The sequence below is a fragment of the Carboxylicivirga taeanensis genome (assembly GCF_051851475.1).
Classification (GTDB): domain Bacteria; phylum Bacteroidota; class Bacteroidia; order Bacteroidales; family Marinilabiliaceae; genus Carboxylicivirga; species Carboxylicivirga taeanensis.
On the sequence record NZ_JBPUSJ010000005.1, the window covers coordinates 120832 to 143734 of the forward strand.

Below are 22903 nucleotides of genomic sequence, written 5' to 3' on the forward strand. Positions count from 1 at the left end.
TTTAGTCTTTCTGCGATTATCACTCCATGTATCAAACAGATTATCCTTTGTAAAGTAAGGGCATATCATAGAAGGATTCAGTTAATGAGAGTGCTATGAATAAGGTCCAAAAAAAGGATTGCCCCTAAAGGCAATCCCTACGCATGTCAATTAAATAATTAAAGGAGTAAATAGCGAAATAACTATTCCTCACATTCGAAAATATCGTATGCCGAATCGTACTGACCATCAACAAAGCTGTTATTGATCATATCCAGAATTTCCTGAAGCTGAGAAGCAGAATACATGGAACTTCCACCACCCAAAACAGTGTTCGCGTGGTCCAGAACTTCATTAACGGTCATGCCTCCAAATCCAGTTTCATCAGATAAAACTAAGTCGCCAAGGTTAAAGTCCGATGCGCCAAAGTCTTCGTCATAGTAGTCGAAACCTACACTGAGACTCAAAGCTACAACATGTCCGGCGAGTGTATTTCCTAAATCATCACTAGTAGGATCCACATAATCCATTGTTAAAGGTAATGGCTTGCCTCCCGAAGGCAGGAAGTGTTCAACTGCATAAGCACTGCTCAATGTCAAGCTGAAGCCTTCACCATCCAATCCAACCATTAATCCTTCAGGGAATGCCATATCAAAGTAGGCATCACGGTAGCTTCCAGGGTTGTTGCCTTTGGCAGGGGCACCCCATCCACCAGGCGTTTGAGTGCGGTAACCGGTCACTTCGCAGCAGTCAAAGCAGTAGTCAAAATAAGGCAATCCGTTTAAAAGAACGTAATCGTACTCTGTCAGTTTGCTTCCATCGCTAAGTTCTTTAATCATAATGATCTTAATCACAATGGTAATGCAACCATCCCACTCTTCGCTAATAGGAATTTGGTAGGTTACCTGCGACAGCATCGGGCTGTAATACATCACGTCATTAAAGCTGTTATGATCAATCCGGCCATCATCTTTGTATGGTATATCTTCAAAAGGACCAACATAAATTGCTAAAAACCGAACCATCCAATCTTCAATGCCTGTAATGGTAAAATTGAGGTATTCACCATCGTTTGTTAAGGTGACATTGGCTGACGTACCAAAGTCGAAATTGGCACTTTCTTCACAATCAACAACATATCTTTCAGTAAATTCTGTTTCGGTTGTTTTGAGTCCAGCCTCATTCACATTTTCATCCAGATATTTGTCTTCCGTACAGTTTGCTAAACCTGCAATGATTCCAATCATTAACAGACCCTTTACCCATCTATTCATAAGCATTAAATTTAAGTTGTTTTGGTAGCAAAGTTTTAAGTATTTGCCCTCAATGTCAATTATTATTACAGCAAAGAGCCTTTACTTGTGACCAAATCCCCAAAAACTTGGATTTGCGCTTTAGAGGCTGTAAATGAAGAAGTTTTTAGCTATTTCTTTCCAAAAATATTTAATGGCTGGCATTTGTCATTTAGCCCTAAAAATGCTGGTTCTGTCAAATAATAGACTGTTAAGTCTTTATTTTTTATATTATTGTTACAATAGCTAAACGGCTTGTGATATAAATGATTAACCAACTTAATGCATGAATTTACTCGTATTTGCGGGCCTTAGAGGAAGAGAGCACACCCTGACTTATAAAATAGCACCTGTTTTAGAAATGGATCAGGTGGACAGGGTATTTATAATTCGGCCAGGCGATTATCGGAATAAAAAAGTGACCTGCATTTATCCCAGGCAAGCATGGCTGCGAAAAAGCCTCTTTTTTGAGTTTTTCAGATTATGGCAGGCTTTGAGGATCATTATAATGCATCGGCCTAAAGTAATTATTGGAATTGGGATGATACCGCATGGAATGTCTGCTGTTTTGTTAGCAAAGTTGACTTTCCGAAAATCAATTTTGCTGTTAATGGGGAAAAATGACTTGTATTTAACCTACCCCGATAAAAGGCGCATGCAGAAACTATTAACCTGGCTGGCCACCAAAGCCAGCGCCGTGGGAACCAAAGGAACTAACTCCAGGGCTTATATTATCAAGCATGGTAAACCGGAACAGCAGGTGTTTATTCCCCACCATTTGTTCGATTTTGAAAACTTTAGCTATCAGCAGCACGAAAAAATATATGATTTGGTTTATGTGGGATACATGAGCTTCTATAAGCGCATTGACCTATTAATTGAAGCCTGTGAGCAGTTGGTTAGCAAGTATCAACAGAAAAGTTTGCGCGTGGCATTGGTAGGTAACGGTCACTTAATTCCTCAACTGAAAGAAAAGGTTTATGCGCTCGGCTTAAAGGATAATATTACGTTTTTACCGCCTGGTGATCGAGCCTATATTCAGCAAGTATTTAACCAGTCTAAGATTTTTGCCATGACCAGTCAGGGGGAAGGCCTACCGAATGTGCTAATTGAAGCGATGAGCTGTCGAATTCCAGCTGTCATTTTTGATGATGCCGACATAAGCGATCTCGTGATTGATGGCGTAAATGGCTACCTGGTGCCCTTGCACGATGTGGATGCTTTTGCACAGCGTGTTAACGTGCTCCTGAGTGATCGGGAAAAACTGGAGCAGTTTAGTTTGAATGCGGAGAAAATTAAGGCAGACAAAGCAAAAGATTTCTCTTTACCTTATTTGCTGTCTGTTTGGAGTCAAGCATTTGAATCAATAGGCCTGAGTAAGTAAATTTATAGTTGGTAATAAATAATATGGAGGATAAAAAACTCGAAAAATCAATACAAAGATTTACTGCCTGGCTGGATAGTTACGGTGAATACTCCTACGATGTAAAGGACTTTTTTTCGACATGGCTTGGCATTAATGGCAAGAAGCTCTTTTATAAAAATAGATTAGCAGGCCTGCCCTTTGCGGCTTTGGCTATTTTTATAGAAAATTTTTTCCCATCAGCGGTCCATCCTTTCGTTAAAAAAAGGAGAGAGAGCATTGCCGATGCTCATTATGCCATGGCGTACATGAATCTCTATGAAGTATTCTGTCAAAAGAGCGACCTGAGAAAAGCTGAACATTATCTGGATGAGCTTTACAAAAGCAGCTTAAAAGTGAACTATTCGGGCCATTGCTGGGGATACACTTTTGGCTGGCAAAACAGTGGCGGCTTTTGTGGGCCGGGAACACCTTTCATTACAGTTACACCGTATCCTTTCCAGGCCTTTTTGCAGCATTACCGTTTAACCAACGATGAAACCAGCAAGGCCACAGCCCTTTCGGTAATGCAGTTTGCTTTAAATGATCTCAATAAAGTGCAGTTACCTAATGGAACCAGATGCTATAGCTACAGTCCCGTCGACCGGCGTGCGGTTGTAAATGCCAATGCCTATTTATTGGGAGTATTAGCCAGTGCTTATGAGTTACGTCCTGATGATTTGGTAAAAAAGGAAGCAATGGAAGTGTTTAATTTTATTGCCAGTTATCAGAATGAGGATGGCAGTTGGTTCTATGATGCGGTTCATCCTGGCGATAGATTCATTGATAATTTTCACACCTGTTTTACGATTAAAGGACTGATTGCCTTTAATCGCGTGTTTCAACATCCGGAGGCACCAAATGTAATAAGAAAAGGACTTACCTATTATCAAAACAGGTTGCTAAGAAGCGATTACACACCTGTTCCATATGCCAGTGGTAAAAAGCAAAAGATGAGTAAATATGAGGCGTATGATTTTGCGGAGGCAATATCGCTCTTCATCATGGCCGAACCATTTTTGAAGGAAGGAGTTGCCATTGCCGGTAAAATAGCCGAATTTTTGATTGATAACATGCAGTTGAGCGATGGCCATTTTGTTACGCGCATCAGCCAGTTGGGCAGTCGAAATACCATTCCTTACCATCGCTGGCCGCAGGCTCAATTGTTTTATGCATTAACCAATTTAACTAAGACGAATAAACTATGTGTGGCATTGCAGGAATCTTAAATAAACAGGCAGAGCACGATGTAAACCATAATCAGCTGCATGAAATGCTGGCGATACTGCAGCATCGGGGACCTGACGACCAGGGTACTTTAGTGGATAGAAACATAGGACTTGGACACGTTCGCTTAAGTATCATCGATTTATCCAAAGACGGGCATCAGCCGCTTTATAGTCGCGATCGGAAGTATTGCATTATTTTTAATGGGGAGATCTACAATTACATTGAGATAAAGAAAGAGTTGGAGGGAAAATATACCTTCTCATCCAAAACAGACACTGAAGTCATTCTGGCGGCCTACCTGCAGTGGGGAAAAGGCTTTCTGCATAAGCTTAATGGGGATTTTAGTTTTGTTATTTACAATCTGGAAACCAGAGAAATATTTGGGGCCAGAGATCGCTACGGCATCAAGCCTTTATATTATTTTAATAATGCCGATACCTTTTGTTTTGCTTCGGAAATAAAAGCTTTGTTACCAGTGCTTAAAAGTAATGGCGGACTAGATGTGAATTACGAGGCTATTTTTAATTACATGGTCTATAGCCGGACCGATTACGATGCCACTACGTTTTTTTCTCAGATTAAAAAGATCCCTCATGGCCACTACTTTACCTGGAGCAAAGGGGAATTGGTTATTAGCAGATGGTACCATCTTGAAGAGGAAGTGAATAAACACGATAGCGATATTGCTCCTGATGAATACCTGGATGAGCTGGTAAAATCAGTACGTTTAAGGTTGCGCAGCGATGTGCCACTGGGCATTAGTTTAAGTGGGGGACTTGATTCGTCGGCCATTACCTCGGTGGTTAAGCGGGTGCTAGGAGTTCATGATTTACGCACCTTCTCAGCAACCTACGGAAAGGGGATATGGGCCGATGAATCGGAGTATATTGATGCCTACCGCAATGAAATTGAGCACATGAAGTTTACCGTGCCCAATAGTGGGATTTTGCTGAACGACATTGATAAGTTTGTGAATGCACATAATGAGCCGGTTTCAGATTTAGGACCCTACGGACAGTTTAAGGTGATGGAACTGGCCAGTAAAGATGTAACTGTAACCCTTGATGGGCAAGGAGCCGATGAGCAGCTGGGCGGCTATCATAACTTTTTCGGAAGCTATTACCTCGAATTGCTCCGGCAATTAAAGGTGGGCCTTTTTACCAGCGAATTGCAGGCCTATTATAAAAAGCACAAGCGGTATACACCTTTGTCATATTTACTATTTTACGCGGCTCCAGTATCGCTTAAAAATAAGTTGACTGCACGCAATAAAGTCATTAATAGTGATTTCTTTAATTCCTATAAGGATAAGTCTAAAATTGCCCAACAGTTATACTCTCCAAAAACTCTTAACCAATCACTGCTCGACCACTTTAATTATAAAATAGAGCATCTGCTGCGTTGGGACGATCTAAATTCGATGGCTTTTTCAGTCGAATCAAGGGTGCCATTTATGGATCATCATCTGGTGGAGAAAACACTGGCTTTAAAGCCCCATTACAAAATACAAAACGGAACCACCAAGCAAATACTTCGCCAGGCAGCTCATCAGCTGGTACCTTCCAAAATAATAAACCGGCAAGATAAAAAGGGCTTTACAACGCCATCAGACGAGTGGTTGCGCGAGCCCATCCTTGCAGGCTATGTGAATGATATGATCCACTCCGCCTCATTCAGGAACAGGCAGCTATTTGATGTAGCTGTTTGCGAAAAAAAACTGGATGAGCACCTAAAGAGAAAGAGCAACTACTCGAAGGAGATATGGAAATGGATCAATATTGAAAGGTGGTTTAGTTTGTTTGTGGATGAATAGTCAAAGGAATGGGGCATTGTGCACAGAAAAATATGCTGTTATTACACGCAAAATAAGAATAGTATATCTGGTTCATAGTTGAAGGTAATTGATGAAAAACTTGTTCTGTGGGCCATCCACTATTGATTGGTGGTACAGTTCAGATGCTTTATATTTTGACAGACAATTTTACTCATAAGCCCCAATCGTTGGCCGCGTGCGTTGTTGGCCCTTAATATCCCGCTGTATCAGGGGGTACTTAACACCTCTGGCATTTGTTTTATCGAGCAGTCGAAAATCGTTGTTGTCAAAATCAACGAAATCAGTTTTTCGGGCAACCAGGTTGCTGCGGTCGGTCGCTTCAAATGGTTTAAACAGCGAAAAGAAAACCGAATTAAGCAGTTTGAAGTGGTCCTTTTTTACGGCCCATTCATTACCAATCTCATCTCTTTCACCATTGGCATGATCGCTGAATGTATCGTTCTTCACAAAAGTGGAGAAGGCTATTTCTACCTTATCAACGTTACGTTCAAATAAAAACACCAGGTGGTTGGAGTAGCATAAAGCATTAGCTATCACTGCAGTAGCTGAGCCCTGCATGAGGTTGTTATGTTGGCCTCTGATACGAAAAACGATCTCATTATCGTAGGCATGGATGGCGTTTAATGTCCAGTCGGTCCGGAATTTTATATTAAAGGCTGAGCGGTTATTGAAATATGGTGTTGCACTAAAGCCATGTACTTCGGTGTTTAAAATATTTACTTTGGGGCGATGCGACAATGCCGTTTCTGACTCAAAGGTTTTGGTGTCAACCCCATTTTCACCGGGCGATACACCAGCCGGCCAATCGGCATATGCTTGGTCTAATGGGGAGGTGTAAAACTTACAATGGCGGATATCCAGGTTATCCCATAGCTTGGTGTTCGATTTGTTATGAATGTCGGGGTCGGCCTGAATGCAATCTCCAGATACATGGTGGATGGATGTGTTGGTTACGAGTAGGTTGCTCATGTGGGAACAGCTGATGCCGTGGCAATCTTTCGGATTATTTGGTGTTCCACGCAGGCAATGATGAATTTCGCAGTGCTCAATGGTAATGTGGTTGGCATGCACCAAACAAGCATCGTAGCGGCTGTTGCGCAATTCACAGTTTCTTAGTCGACTGTAGTCACCATCGTGTCCGAGATATTCTTCGTAGCTAATCCAGTTATTGTCAATATTTCTGGCCAGGGCATGGTGGGCAAAAACAACCAGCGATCGGTACGACTTCTCATTAATTTTAAGCCGGGTGTTATAGTAGTTTTTACTAAACCCTTCCTTAGCCCACTTGCCATCAATAATAAAACCATCAATGATATGGTAACGGTGCTTTACCAGAAAAATCTCCCCTCCAAAATTCGGCGCACGGTACAACACAGGACGCCGATTAATGTCATAGGCTTTAATTACGATTGGTTTGGCTTTGGTGCCATGCGTGTGGGTGGCAATGCGACTGTTGATGGCATAGGACCCAGGGAAAACATATACAATGTCACCAGGGCGGGCAGCTGCTACTGCATCCTGTATGCTGCCTAAGGGGTTCTTCATTGAGCCATTGCCTGATCCGCCGGGAGCGACATAGATGGCTTTACCCGCTTGTTGATAGCTGAATGCGTGAACGCCCTTAAATCCGGGAGTTGGATACGCGGTTGTTTGGGCCACGCCAGTAAGGGATACCAAAGTAAGAGTGATGAATAAGCTAATGGCAATTTTAGAAGTCATCATAGGCAATTGTTTTAATTGATTGGCAACCAGTCCGTCTTTCGGTAAAAAGGATAGATTCCAATTATACAGCTGTTGGCTCTTTCGCCATGCGAATACAGGTGATTTAGTCAGTGGGCAGGTACTTTTTAATAAAATCCACTAAAAAGGTGGTGTAGTTAATTTTTTCTTTGAGCATTCTTTGTCGTTTAGCTGCATAGGCTTCTTTCAGATTCGGGGTGTGAACCAGTTGTTGTAAGGTGGATATCAGCTCATCCTCATTGGATGATGGAATGCCAAAACCTAAGTGATAGGTTTCTTCTAATTCTTTCAGGTAACCTAATTGACCGATAAAATCATTGAAGCGGATAAATGGGGTACCTAATACACCCGCTTCAGCAGCCATTGTTTGGCTGTCACCAATAAAAATCTGTGCATAGTAAAGAGCGTGGTGAATCAGCTGTGGAGGCAAATTGATGCGGTATGGCTCAAACTCTTCACTTAAGGGTCTTTCCGATGTAATGTAGATATTACCGTGCTGCTTAAGGACTTCAATCAGTTTGGTGGCCAGCGCATCACTAATTCCTTTTTTCCCTTTATCGTGGTAGGCATTTAAGCCCGAGAAACGAATGATGAAATAGGGCTTATTCACATCAATCACATCAGCTATTAATGAAGCATCGGGCGTAAACATTTCCGGGTGCAAATAGGCCAGTTCATGATAGCTTTTAACAGCCACTTTTTTGTGCGCATACTTACCGGCACTACATACATCAGGTAGGATCAGTTTGCAGGCAAAAGGGTAAGAGATTTTGACAAGCGATTGAATGACTTCAGCATCATCTTCCTGACACACAAAGGTTGGTTTACCAAGCAGACTGCCTATGTGGACGAACGAAAAATTGGAGCCTAAAAGTACATCAGGCTTAAATTTTCGGCAAAACTGCCACATCTTATAGTTACTTTCAAACATCCATAAGATATTACTAATCAACCCTTTGTATTTTTCCTTATTCCTGCGGTTGTAAATAATAAAATCGTCAGAATATGGCATCACCAGATCCTGCAAAATGTCCTTCTTTTTGATAACGAAAGCCACTTGGTGTGATTCTTTCTTCAAAGCTAAAGCACTGTTTATAAAAAGGTAGAAGTGTGCCGGGTGGTTTAATTCGAATAAGATTTTCATGGTTAATTATCCATCTATTTGCTGGTCAAAAACTCTATTTTAAGACTACAATATCTTATATTTTCAGTTCTCAAACGCGTAATATTTGATGAGTGGCATTAATTCTGTTATCAATGTGCAAATTTTAAAATGCTAAAAGCAGACTATTTTGGCTATCAGGGCGTTGAAAAAGCGACGGGTTTATCGATATCACAAATAGGTTTAAGGTGTAAGAGTTTTGTCTTTGTTTTTTAGCCTTTTAACAAGTAATACTGGTGGTTAATCATTTTTAGGCTCAACCTTAGAATATCAATTGTATTTTAGATTGTGAAATGACTGACTCAAACCGCTTTGCGACCTTGTGATTGAGCAGGCGGAGCTATGTATACATAGTTTAGCGTTGCACAAAGTGCTGTTGAAAACAAAGCTGTCAACAAGCTGTTAGCATATAGAACACTTACCCAACAAAAAAACCTGAATAGATGAGAAAAGTATTGGTCACTTTTGGCACCCGGCCCGAGGCCATTAAGATGGCGCCTGTGCTCAAAGCACTACAAAAAGATAGAGACGCATTTGATGTGAAGGTGTGCGTTACAGCTCAGCACAGAGAGATGCTTGATCAGGTTTTGAATCTTTTCCAAATACAGCCTGATTACGATTTGAACCTGATGAAACCCGGGCAAAACCTCTATTCTTTAACGGCCGATATTGTTACGGGAATGAAAGAGGTATTGGAAGCCTTCCAGCCCGATTTTGTGTTGGTACATGGCGATACCACCACCTCAATGGCTGCCGCTCTGGCTGCTTTTTATAATGGTTCAAAGGTGTGCCATGTTGAGGCCGGTTTAAGAACCTACAATAAATGGGCGCCATTTCCGGAAGAAATGAACAGGCAGATTACAGGACGTATCACCGATTATCATTTTGCACCTACAGAGATAGCCAAAGCCAACCTGCTGCAGGAAGGTGTTCATGAGCATCAGATTGAAGTAACAGGTAACACCGTGATAGATGCTTTATATGAAAGCTTAAAAACCATTGAGCATTTGGATAATCATGAGGGATTGGCCCGTATAAAACAGCTTATACCGGATAATACAGATATGATATTGGTGACCGGTCACCGACGCGAAAATTTTGGCAGAGGTTTTGAGAATATCTGTCATGCACTTAGGAGGATTGCCAGTGATTTTGACGGGACAATTGTGTATCCGGTGCATCTGAACCCTAATGTGCAGAAGCCGGTGAAGGAGTTGCTAAGTGATGTACCCAATATCTTACTTATCGAACCACAACCCTACGAATGCTTTGTTTGGCTGATGAACAGATCTACACTTATTATTACTGATAGTGGCGGGGTTCAGGAGGAGGCACCCAGCCTGGGTAAGCCTGTGCTCGTTATGCGGGAAACAACCGAGCGGCCAGAAGCAGTGACCGCCGGAACCGTTGTGTTGGTCGGAACCGATCAGGAAAAGATTGTTAAGGAAGCCTGTGACTTAATCACAAATAAAACGAGGTATGAGGCAATGAGTGGCTTGGATAATCCTTATGGAGATGGACAGGCAGCTGAGCGTATTGCCGATTTTTTAAAACGAGTTTAGATGAATTAGTGTATAGGTGCTGAACTGTTTGCATTGGTTATTGCTGGATTTCAGCAGCATGCTTTCATACCTGCCAAAACCTTTTTTGCACCATCTCGCTTTTACCGGGATGATGCGTGACCACTTTTAACTAAATCTTACTACATGAATAAAAACATAACAGTTTGCACCCTCGGTCTTGGTTACATTGGTCTTCCAACGAGTGCATTAGTAGCATCTAAAGGGGTTAAGGTGTGTGGAGTAGATGTGAATGAATCGGTGGTGGACACCATTAATTCAGGCAAAATACACATTGTAGAGCCAGATCTGAACCTATACGTTACAAAGGCCGTGGAGGCTGGTAATTTGAAAGCCTTTATGGAGGTCCAGTCAGCCGATGTGTATTTAGTGGTTGTACCCACTCCATTCAAAAACAATCATGAGCCAGATATTTCCTATGTGGAGGCCGCTACCCGAAATATTATTCCACATCTCAAACCCAACGATTTATATATTATTGAGTCGACCTCACCGGTGGGTACTACTGAGAAAATGCGGAGTATTATTTATCATGAACGACCAGAGCTAAAGGACAAACTATTTATGGCCTATTGTCCCGAGCGGGTGTTGCCAGGAAATGTAATGTATGAATTGGTAGAAAACGACCGGGTAATAGGAGGTATTGATAGCCGATCGACGGAGAAAGCCATGGAGTTCTATAGTTTGTTTGTGAAAGGTAAGCTGCATCCTACCAACTCGCGGACAGCCGAGATGTGTAAACTCACAGAAAATGCCAGTCGTGATGTGCAAATAGCTTTCGCTAATGAGCTTTCACTGATATGTGACAAAGCTGAAATTAATGTGTGGGAGCTTATTGAACTGGCCAATAAACATCCGCGTGTAAATATTTTGCAGCCGGGGTGTGGTGTTGGAGGTCATTGCATAGCTGTCGATCCCTATTTTATTGTTTCAGACTACCCCCGCGAGTCGCAAATCATTGGCAAAGCAAGAGAAACGAATAATTACAAAGCCTTTTGGGTGGCCGAAAAAATCCAAAATACTATTAAGTCTTTTCAGCTAACTCGTGGTCGGAGTCCGCAATTGGCTATTATGGGACTGGCCTTCAAACCGAATATTGATGATCTGCGGGAGTCGCCTGCAAAATACATTGCACAGCGCGTGATTCAGAATTTAAATGATGAGGTAGTCTTTTTTGTAGAGCCCAATATTGAAAGCCATCAGGTGTTTAAATTAACCGAATATAAAACGGCCTATGAGCAGGCCGATATAGTAGCTTTTCTGGTTGCACACGATGAATTCAAAACGCTTAAATACGATGATAATAAAGTGATTCTTGATTTTTGCGGGATATTTAAGTAGAGATAATAAATTGAATATGAGAGTGTCGGGTGTGATTAGTTCGTATTTTCTATCATGGCACTCAATTGACAATTGAAAAAAAAAGTGACAATTTGTAAAAAACATCAAAAGTATGATTGTGCGTGAAATAAGAAGTAATTATTTAGTGTTCAGGTATCTATGTTTTATTATTGGAGTTGCATTTCTATCCTGTTCGGATAATGAGGAAGTAACACAAAAAATGAAAATTGAGCAGATGACAGTCAAAACAAACGTTGAAACGGAAGCCTTCTTTTTTGGTCACCAGTCTGTTGGTCAGGATTTAGTTGATGGACTTGAGATGATTAATGGCCTTCAGAAGATAGCTGGTTTAAAGGACAGCAACCAAATTGACTCATTGGGCTTTTATCACGATTATATTGGCGAAAACAGGGATCCCCATTCCAAAATAGATGCCTTTAAATCCTACCTGGTAGATAATGGGAAGCCTTTTAAATATGCAGGCTTCAAATTTTGTTACATCGACTTTAATGAGTCAACAGATGTACAAACCGTGTTTAACAGTTATGTGGAGGCTGTACGGGAAATCGAAACAAAGCAGCCGCATATCAGAATCGTACACTTTACGGTGCCGCTTCGCCAGGTTGATACCGGAGTTAAGCTTTGGGCCAAGGAGTTTCTTAACCGGAACACACAGTTCAAAGCCAATCAGGTAAGGGAGCAATATAATACCTTATTAAGAGAGAAATATGGCAATGCCAGGTTGTTTGATATTGCCTATTTAGAAACGGTTAAACCCAGTAATGAGGAAACACTGGTGCGATTTAAAGGCGAAAGCGTTCGCTCATTGAACCCCGCATACACCTACGATGGAGGACACCTGAATGAAACAGGTAAACGGATGCTGGCTGCTCACTTTGTGAATTTTGTAACAACGCTTCGGTAGCAAAGAGGCATGGAGATAAGGAAAATAGTAAAGGACGACTTGGAGCAGGTTGTCCGTCTTTTTAATGATCGCAAATCAACAGAGGAGTTGGCTTGGTTGTTTTTCCATCCATGTGATGAAGATGGCAGTGCCTATGTAGCAGTTAAAGAAGGAAAGGTGGTTGGGGTTATTGGATATGTCAAATCAAGCTATGTCATCAATGATAAGGTCTATAAAGGACTGATTCCTGTTTCTTGGAGAGTGAGTGAAAAATACAAGGGGTTAACAGGCATTAACCTGCTTTTCAAGATACTCAACGAAGCAGATTTTTACATGGGCATTGGCGGCTCTGACGATATGAAAGGTATTTTTAAGACCTTAGGATTCAAACCCGCATCAGAGGCGGCTTTTGGGAAGCGCATCATCCGGCCTTTCAAATATATAGTAAGTGCTGGTAAATGGTCGCCACGCCTGATAGTGAAGACATTTTTGATTTACACAAGCGGCCTAAGACTGTTTAACAAGCCGGGCGAGCTGTTCGAATTAAAAGAAGTCAAGCTGGATGAAGTGGATTTTTCATCACCAATGAACGAAGCTGTAGTGCAAAATAGGATTAGCAAAGCGCATGTTCAGTGGTTAGCTTCTTGTCCTTTTGCCCGCTTACATGCCTTTGAATTTAAGGTTAATGGCCACAAAAGATATGTGTTGGTATACATCAACAATAAGCACAGAGCTGAAATTGTACATCTGCCATTTTTGAACACTGCAAGCGACCGACAGCGGCTGTTGCACAGTATTGATAAAGAGTTGAGTAAGCTGAAAGTTATTTCGGTTTCTATAATGAGTACACACCCGGCCTTAATTAATGATATTAAAAACGCCGGGTATTTATTTGAAAGATATAAAAGACCAATAACACTGAAAGGAGGTAAAAATATTGTGAATGAATTACTTGCTTACCCCTTCCATTTGACGTTTGCTGAATCTGATAAGGGGTATCGCAATATTTGACTTGCTGGTTGGAGATTCAACTGGTTTTGATATAAATTAAATTGGATGATTATGAAAAAAGGTTTACTGGTGCTGCTTATGTGTGTTCCAATTAGTTTATTTGCTCAAGAGGCAATAATTATCGACCATCACTGTATTGATTTTACGAAGATACCGGATAATTTTATTCAAAAAGCGAAAGACGAACTGCATATATTTTATTCGCATTCGTCGCACGGCTACCAGATAACGGAAGGTGGCATGTCTGCCTTAATGAATTACAGCAGCGAATACGAGGAGAAGTTCAGGTATTCTAATAATAGCGAAACAGAGAACAGCCTGTTTATTGAAGAGCGAACAGAGAATCTGACGCAAGATTATTCCAGCTTTGTGCCATCAACCGAGGAGTACCTGAACAGCCATCCGGAGTGTAATGTGGTGATGTGGAATTGGTGCCGGATTTACGACTATCATACCTACACAATTAACGTGCCTCAATACCTCGAAGACATGGAGTACCTGATAGGTAAGTATGGTGAAGGAGGAACTGAAAACCGACCTGTGCCGGTAACCTTTATTTTTATGACCGGTAATGCCAGCGCTGATCGGCCTGTGGATGTGGATAAAGATAATAGAGAGTGCCGAGAGTCCATCGAAAACAACGCCCAAATAAGACAGTATTGCCGCGATAACGGAAAGATTCTCTTTGACTTCTATGCCCTCGAAGCCTATATGCCCGACGGACAGTATTTTGGCGATGGCGATCAGGTCTATACACCTCAATTTTATCTCAATACCGATAACTCGTATTGGAACAGTGACGATCAGGCACTGGGTAATGCCGGCAACGAATGGATGGCAGCTAATCCGCAGTCTATTTATACATTGCTTGCTCCTCATTGTATTGATTGTGCCCACTCTGACGGGGAACCGGAGAATGCCTATACACCTGATAAAAGTCGCCTGCATTGTGTGCTAAAAGGAACAGCAGCCTGGTGGATGTTCGCACGTTTAGTAGGATGGGATGGAAATGGTGAGACAACGGTGGCAGAGGAGCAAGAAGACAAGCGTTTTGTGGTAGCGCAACTTGGGACTAGTCTTTTTCAGGTGCAAAGCCAGCAACCTTGTCGGAATGTTGAGATATACAATATTTTGGGCACCAGAATTATGGAGAAAACCTGGGTAAAGGAGTGGACAATCGATCTGACAGCTTATTCTAAAGGGCTGTATATAATTAAGGCAACCACCGAAAAGGGAAAAGTGTACAGTAAGAAAGTGGCAAATTTATAAGTAAATAGTGGGACAAATAAAGAAGCAAGTACCAAAGAACTTTGTTTTAAGTGTAGCAGGGTTTTTAATCAATTTTTTTGTTGGTATTTGGCTGGTGCCCTACCTGGTAAAACATTTGGGAGCAGCAGCCTACGGATTTATTCCGCTGACGGCAGTTTTTACGCAATATGTTAGTTTTTTTACCAATGCCATAGTTGTTTCTGTATCCAGGTTTTTGTCCATTCAGATACAGAAGAGTGAGATAGATAATGCTATAAAGATATATAGTACTGCCCTGATGCTGCTAGGGGGCATTGTTATTGTTTTATTTCCGGCTTTTACCTACGTCGCTTACAAGATTGATGCCTTAATTAATATTCCTTCGGAGTTAATTAAGGACTGTATTGCTTTGTTCTTTTATTCGTTTCTGGCATTTTTAATTAACCTGTTTGGCAGCGTCTACAAAATACCTCTGTATGCCAATAACAGGCTCGACCGTATTAAAATTATCGACATCATACGAATTGCCACTCGCTTGTTAGTCATTATTTTATTATTTATTGTTTTTGGTCCTAAACTGCAGTTTGTTGGTATTGCTTCATTGGTAGCCTCCATAATAGTGTTAATGTGCTCTTACTACCTGGGGAATAAAGAATATAGTGAATTGGTTTTTCGTCCAGATGCCTTTTCTAAAAAATGGACAAAAAAGCTGTTGAGCTTTGGAGGGTGGACTTTTGTGCACCAGGGAGGGGATTTACTAATTTTTAACGTCGATGTATTAATTGTTAACCTCCTTATTGGCAGTCTGGCCGCTGGTGAATATGGTACCATTCTCACTTGGGGCAACCTGTTAAAAGCAGTATCAGTGACTTTTTCAGGCCTGTTTGGTCCTGTTATTTTAATTTATTTTGCTCACGAACAAAAGGATAAAATCTTAAAAGTTTGCAGGCTGGGTGTTAAGGTTTTAAACCTCACATTGGGGACCATCATCGCTATTCTTTGTGGCCTGTCTGTTCCGTTATTGATTCATTGGCTTGGAGAGGAGTTTCAGCACCTTAGTTCCGTTTTAATAATTAAAATACTTCCCTTGTCTTTTACCTTTGCAATAGGTAGCCTTTTTGCCGTGTTCAGAGCGTATAATAAAATAAAGGTGCCGGCACTCGTAACGATTATTCTGGGCGTGCTGGATGTAATTCTGGCGCTCGCGTTTGTTAAAATTTTGGCCTGGGGCATTGTTGGTGTTGCTGTAGCCAATGGAATTGTTGTTTTGCTGCAGGGAGCTGTATTTGCACCCTACTACGCGGCCCATGTATTGGGACAAAACAAACTTTATTTTTTCAAAGACTTGATAATTGGTACCTGTTACCTGTTTTCTATGTTTTTTCTAATTAAGCTGACCTACGAATATCTTGCTCTGGAGTCTCTTTTTTCAGTCATTGTGCTGGGGGCGGTTTTTGCACTGCTTGGATTTATCGTGTTTTGGCTCATTTTGTTACATAAAAGAGACAGAGAAGAGCTGGTAAATATGTTACCCGCTAAATTAAGAACTTTTCGCCTACTAAGAATATAAGAGTATTAATTAACCTTTCGCCATTGCTATGTCAAAAATATCTGTAATTATTCCGACCTATAATAGTGCCGATACCGTCGAAAATGCGCTTCAAAGTGTATTTAAGCAGAGCTATCAACCATTTGAGGTGATTGTAGTAAACGATGGTTCAACAGATAGTACGGCTCAAATTCTGTCGAAGTATCAAGCGCAGTTAAAAGTGCTTCACAAAGCGAATGGAGGAGCCTCATCGGCCCGCAATGAAGGCATCAGGCTGGCAACAGGAGACTTTATCGCCTTTTTAGATGCCGATGATACCTGGCACCCGCACCACCTTCGTTATGCTACTGAAACATTGTCAGAAAATCCTAACATACACTGGTATACCGGTGTTATTAGGAAGAGTAAGGGCAGTAGCAGTAAAATGAACTATTCCCCTAAAAGTAAAGAAGCCGGACTTAATGGGAACGTGAGAAACTTCTTTTATGATGCCTTTATAAATGATGGGTTTCTGGTGTCAACTACCAGTGTAGTGATAAAAACAGACATATTAAGAGATCTGAAAGGGTTTAAAGAGCATTTAACAACCGGCGAAGATCGGGAGCTGTGGCTACGTATAGCTCTCCAATATCCACATATTGGCTATAATATTAGCGATGTAAATAATTATAACATTATGCCTAATTCATTAAGTTCGGTGGCTGAAAGGCGTTTCGAGCGAAGAGTTAAGGCGCTGGAAGAAATGAGAAAGGAAACGGAGCAGAGCCGATTAGATGGTATTGAAGAGTTTATGAAACAGGAATATGATCGCTGTTTCAGAGTGGGCATTAGGGATGGCAAGTTTCGGGAGTTAATTGAAATGAAAGAAGTGTGGCAGAATTGGAACATTGGTAAAAAGAAGTTTGTTCTAAACATGTACTGCTATTTAGGTAAAAATGGTCTGAACGGAGAGTTAATTAATAAAATCATGGCCAAGTGTTATGGTTACTAGCTAGCCGATTGGCTTTAGGCCTCAAAGTGGCGGTTAAAATGCTGCTGGTATGTTAGTGGCTGATTTTTGATAAAAAGCAGTGACGGCGTACAAGCACCTTTACGGTGAAAAATTGAATCAAACCTAACAAATTAATCGATGAGTCAAATGGCAAACAAACAAGTCGTTTATTCGATAATCAAACTATTTTGTCTGGGAATACTTCTAAACCTTACTTCTTGTATTCCACATAAAAAAGTTAGTTACTTTAAGGAGCTTGAGGATCACACCAGCTTCAATCTCGAAATTCCTGAAGCCCAAAAGCGTCTCATTCAATATGGCGATCGTCTGATAATAGAAGTGTTGAGTGTGAATGAGCGGGTGAATAGTATTTTTCGTGGAACAAGCAGCCAGGACGTCAACTACACCACCTACATAGTAGACGATTATGGCAAAGTGAATTTTCCGTTCATTGGGAGCATAGAGGTTTATGGTTTATCACAGGAAGAGGCCGGTAAAAAAATCGAGTCAGAATTGATGGAATACCTAAATCAGCTGGTGGTTAAGGTCCGTATTCAAAGTAATCTGGTTTCCCTGGTGGGCGAATTAAGAACCCCTGGCATGTATGAATTTTCAGAGGATAAAATTGAGCTCTTGCGGGCAATTGCTTTAGCTGGCGGAGTATCTGATTTTGGTAAGAAGGATGAGGTCCATATTCTTCGGCGAACGGGTAATGAATTGAAAACGTTAACGGTGGATCTGACTGAACCGGATTATTTTAATGGGGAGGAGTATTTCGTGTATCCAAATGACATTATTGTTATCAATGCCGTTAAGCAAAAGAACCGCCAGTTGAGTTCCCTAAACTGGACGACTATTCTTGCATTGCTAACTACTTCAATTACAGTGTACTATTTTATTACCAATTTAAATGAGTAATTAAACTGTTTTACAATGCCTTTAAAATTAGATCAGGACAGGTTGTTTAAAATCATTTGGAAGTACCGATACTATTACATCCTGTCAGTTATAATATGTAGTGTTAGTGGTTATATTTTAACCAAACTGGCCGAAAAGAAATACCAGGTTCAGGCAACTGTTCTTGTTCGAACCAGCCAGCAGTATGATCGTTCGCTGGCTCCGGTTGAGATTCAACAGGGCTTTTCGAGTAGCAGGACGGCAGAAGGTTTTCGGAATGAAATTCTGTACCTGACATCTTATAAGAACATTGAGGCGGTTCTAAAGCGCCTGGATATTAATGTGAGCTACTTTGTTAGGCAAGGGTTTTTCAAGAGAAAGCAAGAAGTGTGGTCTGGCTATCCGTTTAAGGTGCAACTGAATAGAAGCCACGTGCAGGGGGTTGAGATGGAGTTTGAGATAGAACGGGAAGAAGATGGGAGGCTTCGCCTAAAAGCAAATGGCGAAGAAGTTTCTTTATTTAACACCCTAACCTGGCAAAAGATTGGAGAACTGCCCAAATATGAATATGATGAATATGTGACCCTTAATGATACCATTACCACGGCATGTTTCTCGTTTGTGCTGGAAGATAATATGGAGGTCGAATTTCATCCTAATTACAGCTATTCCTTTAAAATTAACAACTTCTACAAACAGGTTGATCATTACCGCAATACAATTCGGGTAAATATATTAGGCACTCAGGTAACTGCGGCTGAAGTAAATCTTCTTACCACAATTCCCAAGCGGGGAGAGTTGTTTATGACCTACTTACTCGATGAGTACCTGTCGGAGGATCTGGAAAAGAAAAACCAACTGGCTCAGGCAACAATCAATTACATCGATTATCAAATTGCCATGGTTGAGGATTCACTGTCAAGTGCTGAATCGTTATTGAAAACATACAAATCATCTCAGAACCTGACCGATATAAGTGCACAAAACCAGCAGCGCCTTCAATTGATTGCAGAATTGCAGCGCGAAAAGGCCGAACTGGATTTTTCCTATCAATACTATAAAGTGCTTAATGATCAGTTGATTGAGAATGATTTTCAGAATTTTGTCTTACCATCGCAAGGGAGTGTAGAGGACATGGTACTTTCTCAATTAGTAACCGGCCTTTTAGAATTGTTCGCTCAACGAAGAGGGGTAGCCAACAATGGGGACAATTCAAAAAATATTTTTGTTGAAGAGTTGGATAGTCGCATAAATGCCGAAATGGATAATATTCAAAACCATTTGAAAAGTAAACTCAGTCGTCTCGAATTGGGGAGAAAAGACTTAAATGCGCGTATCAATGAGTTGGCTAATGAGGCCAGAAGGGCGCCCGATAAGGAAATTAGGCTGGCCAAGTTTGAGCGGCGTTTTAACCTTGAGGATGAGTTGTACTCATTTCTGCTTAGAAAACGGGCAGAGGCGGAAATGTCGAAAGAGTCAAACCTGCCCAATAAGGAAATCGTTAATCCGGCTCGGCTGGTTAGCGATGATCCGGTTTTGCCCCGTAAGAAGGTAAATTACTTTATTTCAGTCTTTTTGGGCGTGTTTATCCCTTCGTTGTTTGTGTTGCGTACTTTCCTGTATAATAAAAAAATATTTACGCTTGAAGAAATCGAAGATGGCTTTAAGCTGCCTGTGATTGGAAGAATAAAGCACCTGGATAATTCAAAAAAAGCATCTATTAAGAATACGCCTTTTGAGGAGTCGTTACGCTATATGAATTACTACATCGATGTATATTCAAAGAATAAGGCAACAAAAGTACTGGGGATGACGTCTTCTATGAGTAGTGAAGGGAAATCCTTTATCTCATTCAATTTAGCGCAGGTGCTGGCAGATAGTAAGCAGCATGTTATTTGTATTAATATGGACTATCGGAAGAGTAAAGCTCTGAAAGAAAAATCAGGCAGAGGAATATACGATGTATTGGGCGGGAAGGCAGAACTCAAGGATGTTATAAAAGTCGATCAGCCGTATCATTACATTGAGCCAGGCAGAGGCTTTTCCCTGTCAATATTGGGTGAAGATGGGCAAAAGCGGATAAGCCATATTCTGGAGCAACTGAAAACGGCCTATGATTATATAATACTCGATTTTCCGCCAGTTGGCATCGTTTCCGATTATCTGCATGTAATCGATAATCTGGATATTATCGCCTTTGTGGTGAGGTTGGGAGTCTCAGATATTGTGCAAATTGAGCAATCGCTTAAGAACTTGGAGGCGCATGTGCCACGTCAAAACGTTAACTTAATCATTAATGATATTAAAGTTAACTCGGGCTATTACGGCAAATATTATAAATAATGCTTTCACTGAATACCGACAGTCTATCACTTAAGCAGAATGACCGATGGGGGCTTGAAAAGTTTATTTTCTATTTGCCATTGTTTCTGCTGGTATTGGAGGTCATGCAGGGTTATGTATCCATACCAGGTATAGGAACTTTGCGGGCACTGATTGTAGCGGCATGTGCAATTACTTATTATGTTAGAAAACCCGAAAAAATAGGTTCTTATAGCGCCGTGTGGCTGTTTTTGTTTTATGTGTTTATATCTGTTCTAAGATCAACGCGTTATTCAGAAGCATTTCAGAACTATATTCGTGTTTTTGATTCATTAATAATGTTGCCTTTGGCTTATGAGGCGTGCAAGGACGGTCGGGATTTAAAGTACTTTTTTGATGGCATTGTGCTCATGGGCATTGTATTCATGCTTAATGGTATTATATGTGCTACTTTTAAGATAGGGACCAATCCATACGGAGGAAGTTTCGTAATGGGCTCAATCGTTATCAACAAACTATATTCTGGTTCCTATTTCATTATTCTATTTCCTCTAATACTATTTTTTAGGAGGTATAACCGGTTTGTCATTCCGCTTTTTGTGGTAACCGGTATTATTTTCATAGAACTGGTACTTATGCTGCGTCGCACAGCGATTGCCCTTCCGCTAATTGGTTTATGTGTTATGTTTGTTTTTACACAGCGCAAAGCAAAATTTATATTGACGCTGGTAGTTGGCGTAACGCTGGCCTTTTTAGCTTATCCTTTGTATGGAGATATACTGATGGATAGTATGGCCAACCGGGAGCACGTATTTGGCGAGCATGCCAACTCTATTGAAGAAGAGGGCAGATATATTGAGAGCGTGGCAGTGACCACCGAAAGGCTTGGCAACGACGTGTCGTATTGGACTTTTCTGTTCGGAAAAGAAGCCCTAAACTCCAAGGGAAACTATTATCATGGTTTGTTGGGTCATCGGCCTATTCACCTCGATTACAATAAGCTGATTCACGGGTTAGGCTTGATAGGTACTCTCTTGTATCTCTTAATTTATATACAAATTATTCTGAAGTTTATTATTGCCTACCGGAATGCAAAAAAGACACCCATTGTTGTTGAATTGCATGGCATGTTCTGGGCTATTTTATTGACTTCTTTGGCTGTTTCCAGCATTGGAGGTTTTTACGAGCTGACGTTTAGAACGATTATTTTTATGTTTTTGGGGCTTGCAATAAAAGTTGTGGAGACACAGCGTATCAGCAATATTTGAAAAAAAAGGATGGAAAATAGGAAACTTAAACTAGTGATGGTCACCGAGAATTTGGGTATCGGAGGGAAAGAAAGGCGCATGCTGGAGATTGCCCGGGGGTTGATACAGTTTTATAACTATCAGGTCACAATAATTATTTTACGTGATTGTATTCAGTATGATTATATTAAAGATATAAATGTTGAAGTGAAGGTAATAAAGCGAAAAGTAAAAAAAGATATTACGGTCTATGGGAGGCTTTATAAATACCTGAAAGCACATCAGCCAGATGTGATTCAAGCCTGGGGAGGGATGAGTGCGTTTTATGCCCTGCCTGTTGCCCGCTTTATGGGCGTACCTACGGTTAACTCAATGATTACGAACACGAAAAAGCCGAAAGTATTTTCCGTTCTTTGGCTCGAAAAAATACTCACCTTTCCTTTGTCAGATATAATTATGTCTAATACAAAAGCCGGGCTGGCCACTTATTCGGCTCCTCTTGGGAAGAGCCGTTTTGTGCATAATGGCTATGATTTTGCAAGGCATCACAGAGAGATAGAAGAAGAAAAAAACAGGGTAACTGCCCAGCTTAAACGAAAATACAAGGTAGTGATGATAGGTGCTTTGTCGGCCAGAAAAGACTGGGCTGCTTTTGCCAATTTAGCTGCGTATGTGGAGAAGGAGAGAGGAGATGTTGATTTTATTGGCATAGGCAGTGGCAATGAACAGCAAACAGCTACCTGTAAAGACTATGAACTGATGACGCCCAATTTAAAGTTTATGGGGCATATCAATGCCGTAGAAAGCCTTTTGAAGTACTTTGACCTTGGCATATTATTCACTGCCAACGGCCACTCCGAAGGAATATCAAATTCTATATTAGAGTATATGGCTGCCGGAAAACCGGTTATTGCCACCAAGGCCATGGGAAATGATGAGATAATAGAGGATGGCGTTAATGGGTTTAAAATTGAAGACAATAATATTACTGAGGCATATAAGTTATTAAGCCGCTTGTTAGATAATAGCGAACTGTTAGCTGCAATGGGTGATGAAGCACAGAAAACTGTTAATGAAAAGTTTGCCTACAAAAGAATGATAGATGAAATGCATCACATTTATAGTGAACTTATTGATAGTTAATTTGGTTATATAAAAAGGTCACTTGACTTAA

At 40.9% G+C, this 22903-nt stretch carries 17 protein-coding genes; 14 read left to right on the top strand and 3 right to left on the bottom strand.

Annotated elements, in window-relative coordinates; all coding sequences use genetic code 11:
* Positions 1-182: 182 nt before the first annotated feature.
* Positions 183-1253, bottom strand: coding sequence for a hypothetical protein (locus ACSX1H_RS09410; protein WP_439183605.1), 1071 nt, complete (start codon positions 1251-1253; stop codon positions 183-185).
* Positions 1254-1557: 304 nt separating this feature from the next.
* On the opposite strand from ACSX1H_RS09410, the gene ACSX1H_RS09415 reads away from it, so the two are divergent.
* Genes ACSX1H_RS09415 through asnB form a run of 3 tightly spaced genes read left to right on the top strand, consistent with a single transcriptional unit; the run spans position 1558 to position 5716 of the window.
* Positions 1558-2655 carry a glycosyltransferase gene (locus ACSX1H_RS09415; protein WP_439183606.1) on the top strand — a complete coding sequence of 366 codons (1098 nt, stop codon included), beginning with the start codon at positions 1558-1560 and terminating at the stop codon, positions 2653-2655.
* A 23-nt stretch (positions 2656-2678) separates the two neighbouring features.
* Positions 2679-3902 carry a prenyltransferase/squalene oxidase repeat-containing protein gene (locus tag ACSX1H_RS09420; protein ID WP_439183607.1) on the top strand — a complete coding sequence of 408 codons (1224 nt, stop codon included), beginning with the start codon at positions 2679-2681 and terminating at the stop codon, positions 3900-3902.
* On the top strand, positions 3878-5716 hold the full coding sequence (asnB, locus tag ACSX1H_RS09425; protein ID WP_439183608.1) for an asparagine synthase (glutamine-hydrolyzing): 1839 nt from the start codon (positions 3878-3880) through the stop codon (positions 5714-5716). The genes ACSX1H_RS09420 and asnB overlap by 25 nt, the downstream gene beginning before the upstream one ends.
* A gap of 168 nt (positions 5717-5884) precedes the next feature.
* Here the strand turns inward: asnB and ACSX1H_RS09430 are convergent, their stop codons facing one another.
* Together ACSX1H_RS09430 and ACSX1H_RS09435 are read right to left on the bottom strand one after the other, a co-directional pair.
* Positions 5885-7459 carry a right-handed parallel beta-helix repeat-containing protein gene (locus ACSX1H_RS09430; RefSeq protein ID WP_439183609.1) on the bottom strand — a complete coding sequence of 525 codons (1575 nt, stop codon included), beginning with the start codon at positions 7457-7459 and terminating at the stop codon, positions 5885-5887.
* 103 nt (positions 7460-7562) lie between these two features.
* Positions 7563-8621, bottom strand: a complete 1059-nt coding sequence (locus tag ACSX1H_RS09435) for a hypothetical protein (RefSeq protein WP_439183610.1) — start codon at positions 8619-8621, stop codon at positions 7563-7565.
* Between the two features lie 461 nt (positions 8622-9082).
* On the opposite strand from ACSX1H_RS09435, the gene wecB reads away from it, so the two are divergent.
* From wecB to ACSX1H_RS09490, 11 genes are all read left to right on the top strand, one after another.
* A complete protein-coding gene (wecB, locus tag ACSX1H_RS09440; protein WP_439183611.1) occupies positions 9083-10201 on the top strand; it encodes a non-hydrolyzing UDP-N-acetylglucosamine 2-epimerase in 1119 nt (372 codons plus the stop codon).
* Between the two features lie 144 nt (positions 10202-10345).
* Positions 10346-11560: a UDP-N-acetyl-D-mannosamine dehydrogenase gene (gene wecC / locus ACSX1H_RS09445; protein ID WP_439183612.1), complete on the top strand. Its 1215-nt coding sequence runs from the start codon at positions 10346-10348 to the stop codon at positions 11558-11560.
* 220 nt (positions 11561-11780) lie between these two features.
* On the top strand, positions 11781-12485 hold the full coding sequence (locus ACSX1H_RS09450) for a hypothetical protein (protein ID WP_439183613.1): 705 nt from the start codon (positions 11781-11783) through the stop codon (positions 12483-12485).
* Positions 12486-12494: 9 nt separating this feature from the next.
* Positions 12495-13475, top strand: coding sequence for a GNAT family N-acetyltransferase (locus ACSX1H_RS09455; protein WP_439183614.1), 981 nt, complete (start codon positions 12495-12497; stop codon positions 13473-13475).
* A gap of 51 nt (positions 13476-13526) precedes the next feature.
* Positions 13527-14744, top strand: coding sequence for a T9SS type A sorting domain-containing protein (locus ACSX1H_RS09460; RefSeq protein ID WP_439183615.1), 1218 nt, complete (start codon positions 13527-13529; stop codon positions 14742-14744).
* A 7-nt stretch (positions 14745-14751) separates the two neighbouring features.
* On the top strand, positions 14752-16293 hold the full coding sequence (locus ACSX1H_RS09465) for an oligosaccharide flippase family protein (protein ID WP_439183616.1): 1542 nt from the start codon (positions 14752-14754) through the stop codon (positions 16291-16293).
* 28 nt (positions 16294-16321) lie between these two features.
* Complete coding sequence (locus tag ACSX1H_RS09470) at positions 16322-17263, top strand: glycosyltransferase family 2 protein (protein ID WP_439183617.1); 942 nt, start codon at positions 16322-16324, stop codon at positions 17261-17263.
* Between the two features lie 147 nt (positions 17264-17410).
* The gene (locus tag ACSX1H_RS09475) at positions 17411-18181 is read left to right on the top strand and encodes a polysaccharide biosynthesis/export family protein (RefSeq protein ID WP_439183618.1); all 771 of its coding nucleotides are present in this window, start codon (positions 17411-17413) and stop codon (positions 18179-18181) included.
* Between the two features lie 15 nt (positions 18182-18196).
* Positions 18197-20503 carry a GumC family protein gene (locus tag ACSX1H_RS09480; protein ID WP_439183619.1) on the top strand — a complete coding sequence of 769 codons (2307 nt, stop codon included), beginning with the start codon at positions 18197-18199 and terminating at the stop codon, positions 20501-20503.
* Entirely contained in the window at positions 20503-21750 is a 1248-nt protein-coding gene (locus ACSX1H_RS09485) for a hypothetical protein (protein WP_439183620.1), read from the top strand. Before ACSX1H_RS09480 ends, ACSX1H_RS09485 begins: the two co-directional genes overlap by 1 nt.
* Positions 21751-21759: 9 nt before the next feature.
* The gene (locus ACSX1H_RS09490; protein ID WP_439183621.1) at positions 21760-22872 is read left to right on the top strand and encodes a glycosyltransferase family 4 protein; all 1113 of its coding nucleotides are present in this window, start codon (positions 21760-21762) and stop codon (positions 22870-22872) included.
* Positions 22873-22903: the final 31 nt, after the last annotated feature.

What these genes read in the sequence shown, in the direction of transcription:
- asnB (WP_439183608.1), top strand. Translation starts at nt 3,878, where the DNA reads ATGTGTGGCATTGCAGGAATCTTAAATAAACAGGCAGAGCACGATGTA.
- ACSX1H_RS09485 (WP_439183620.1), top strand. Translation starts at nt 20,503, where the DNA reads ATGCTTTCACTGAATACCGACAGTCTATCACTTAAGCAGAATGACCGA.
- ACSX1H_RS09475 (WP_439183618.1), top strand. Translation starts at nt 17,411, where the DNA reads ATGGCAAACAAACAAGTCGTTTATTCGATAATCAAACTATTTTGTCTG.
- ACSX1H_RS09420 (WP_439183607.1), top strand. Translation starts at nt 2,679, where the DNA reads ATGGAGGATAAAAAACTCGAAAAATCAATACAAAGATTTACTGCCTGG.
- ACSX1H_RS09450 (WP_439183613.1), top strand. Translation starts at nt 11,781, where the DNA reads ATGAAAATTGAGCAGATGACAGTCAAAACAAACGTTGAAACGGAAGCC.
- ACSX1H_RS09430 (WP_439183609.1), bottom strand. Translation starts at nt 7,459, where the DNA reads ATGATGACTTCTAAAATTGCCATTAGCTTATTCATCACTCTTACTTTG.
- ACSX1H_RS09415 (WP_439183606.1), top strand. Translation starts at nt 1,558, where the DNA reads ATGAATTTACTCGTATTTGCGGGCCTTAGAGGAAGAGAGCACACCCTG.
- ACSX1H_RS09490 (WP_439183621.1), top strand. Translation starts at nt 21,760, where the DNA reads ATGGAAAATAGGAAACTTAAACTAGTGATGGTCACCGAGAATTTGGGT.
- ACSX1H_RS09410 (WP_439183605.1), bottom strand. Translation starts at nt 1,253, where the DNA reads ATGAATAGATGGGTAAAGGGTCTGTTAATGATTGGAATCATTGCAGGT.
- ACSX1H_RS09460 (WP_439183615.1), top strand. Translation starts at nt 13,527, where the DNA reads ATGAAAAAAGGTTTACTGGTGCTGCTTATGTGTGTTCCAATTAGTTTA.
- ACSX1H_RS09435 (WP_439183610.1), bottom strand. Translation starts at nt 8,621, where the DNA reads ATGAAAATCTTATTCGAATTAAACCACCCGGCACACTTCTACCTTTTT.
- ACSX1H_RS09480 (WP_439183619.1), top strand. Translation starts at nt 18,197, where the DNA reads ATGCCTTTAAAATTAGATCAGGACAGGTTGTTTAAAATCATTTGGAAG.
- ACSX1H_RS09455 (WP_439183614.1), top strand. Translation starts at nt 12,495, where the DNA reads ATGGAGATAAGGAAAATAGTAAAGGACGACTTGGAGCAGGTTGTCCGT.
- ACSX1H_RS09470 (WP_439183617.1), top strand. Translation starts at nt 16,322, where the DNA reads ATGTCAAAAATATCTGTAATTATTCCGACCTATAATAGTGCCGATACC.
- wecC (WP_439183612.1), top strand. Translation starts at nt 10,346, where the DNA reads ATGAATAAAAACATAACAGTTTGCACCCTCGGTCTTGGTTACATTGGT.
- wecB (WP_439183611.1), top strand. Translation starts at nt 9,083, where the DNA reads ATGAGAAAAGTATTGGTCACTTTTGGCACCCGGCCCGAGGCCATTAAG.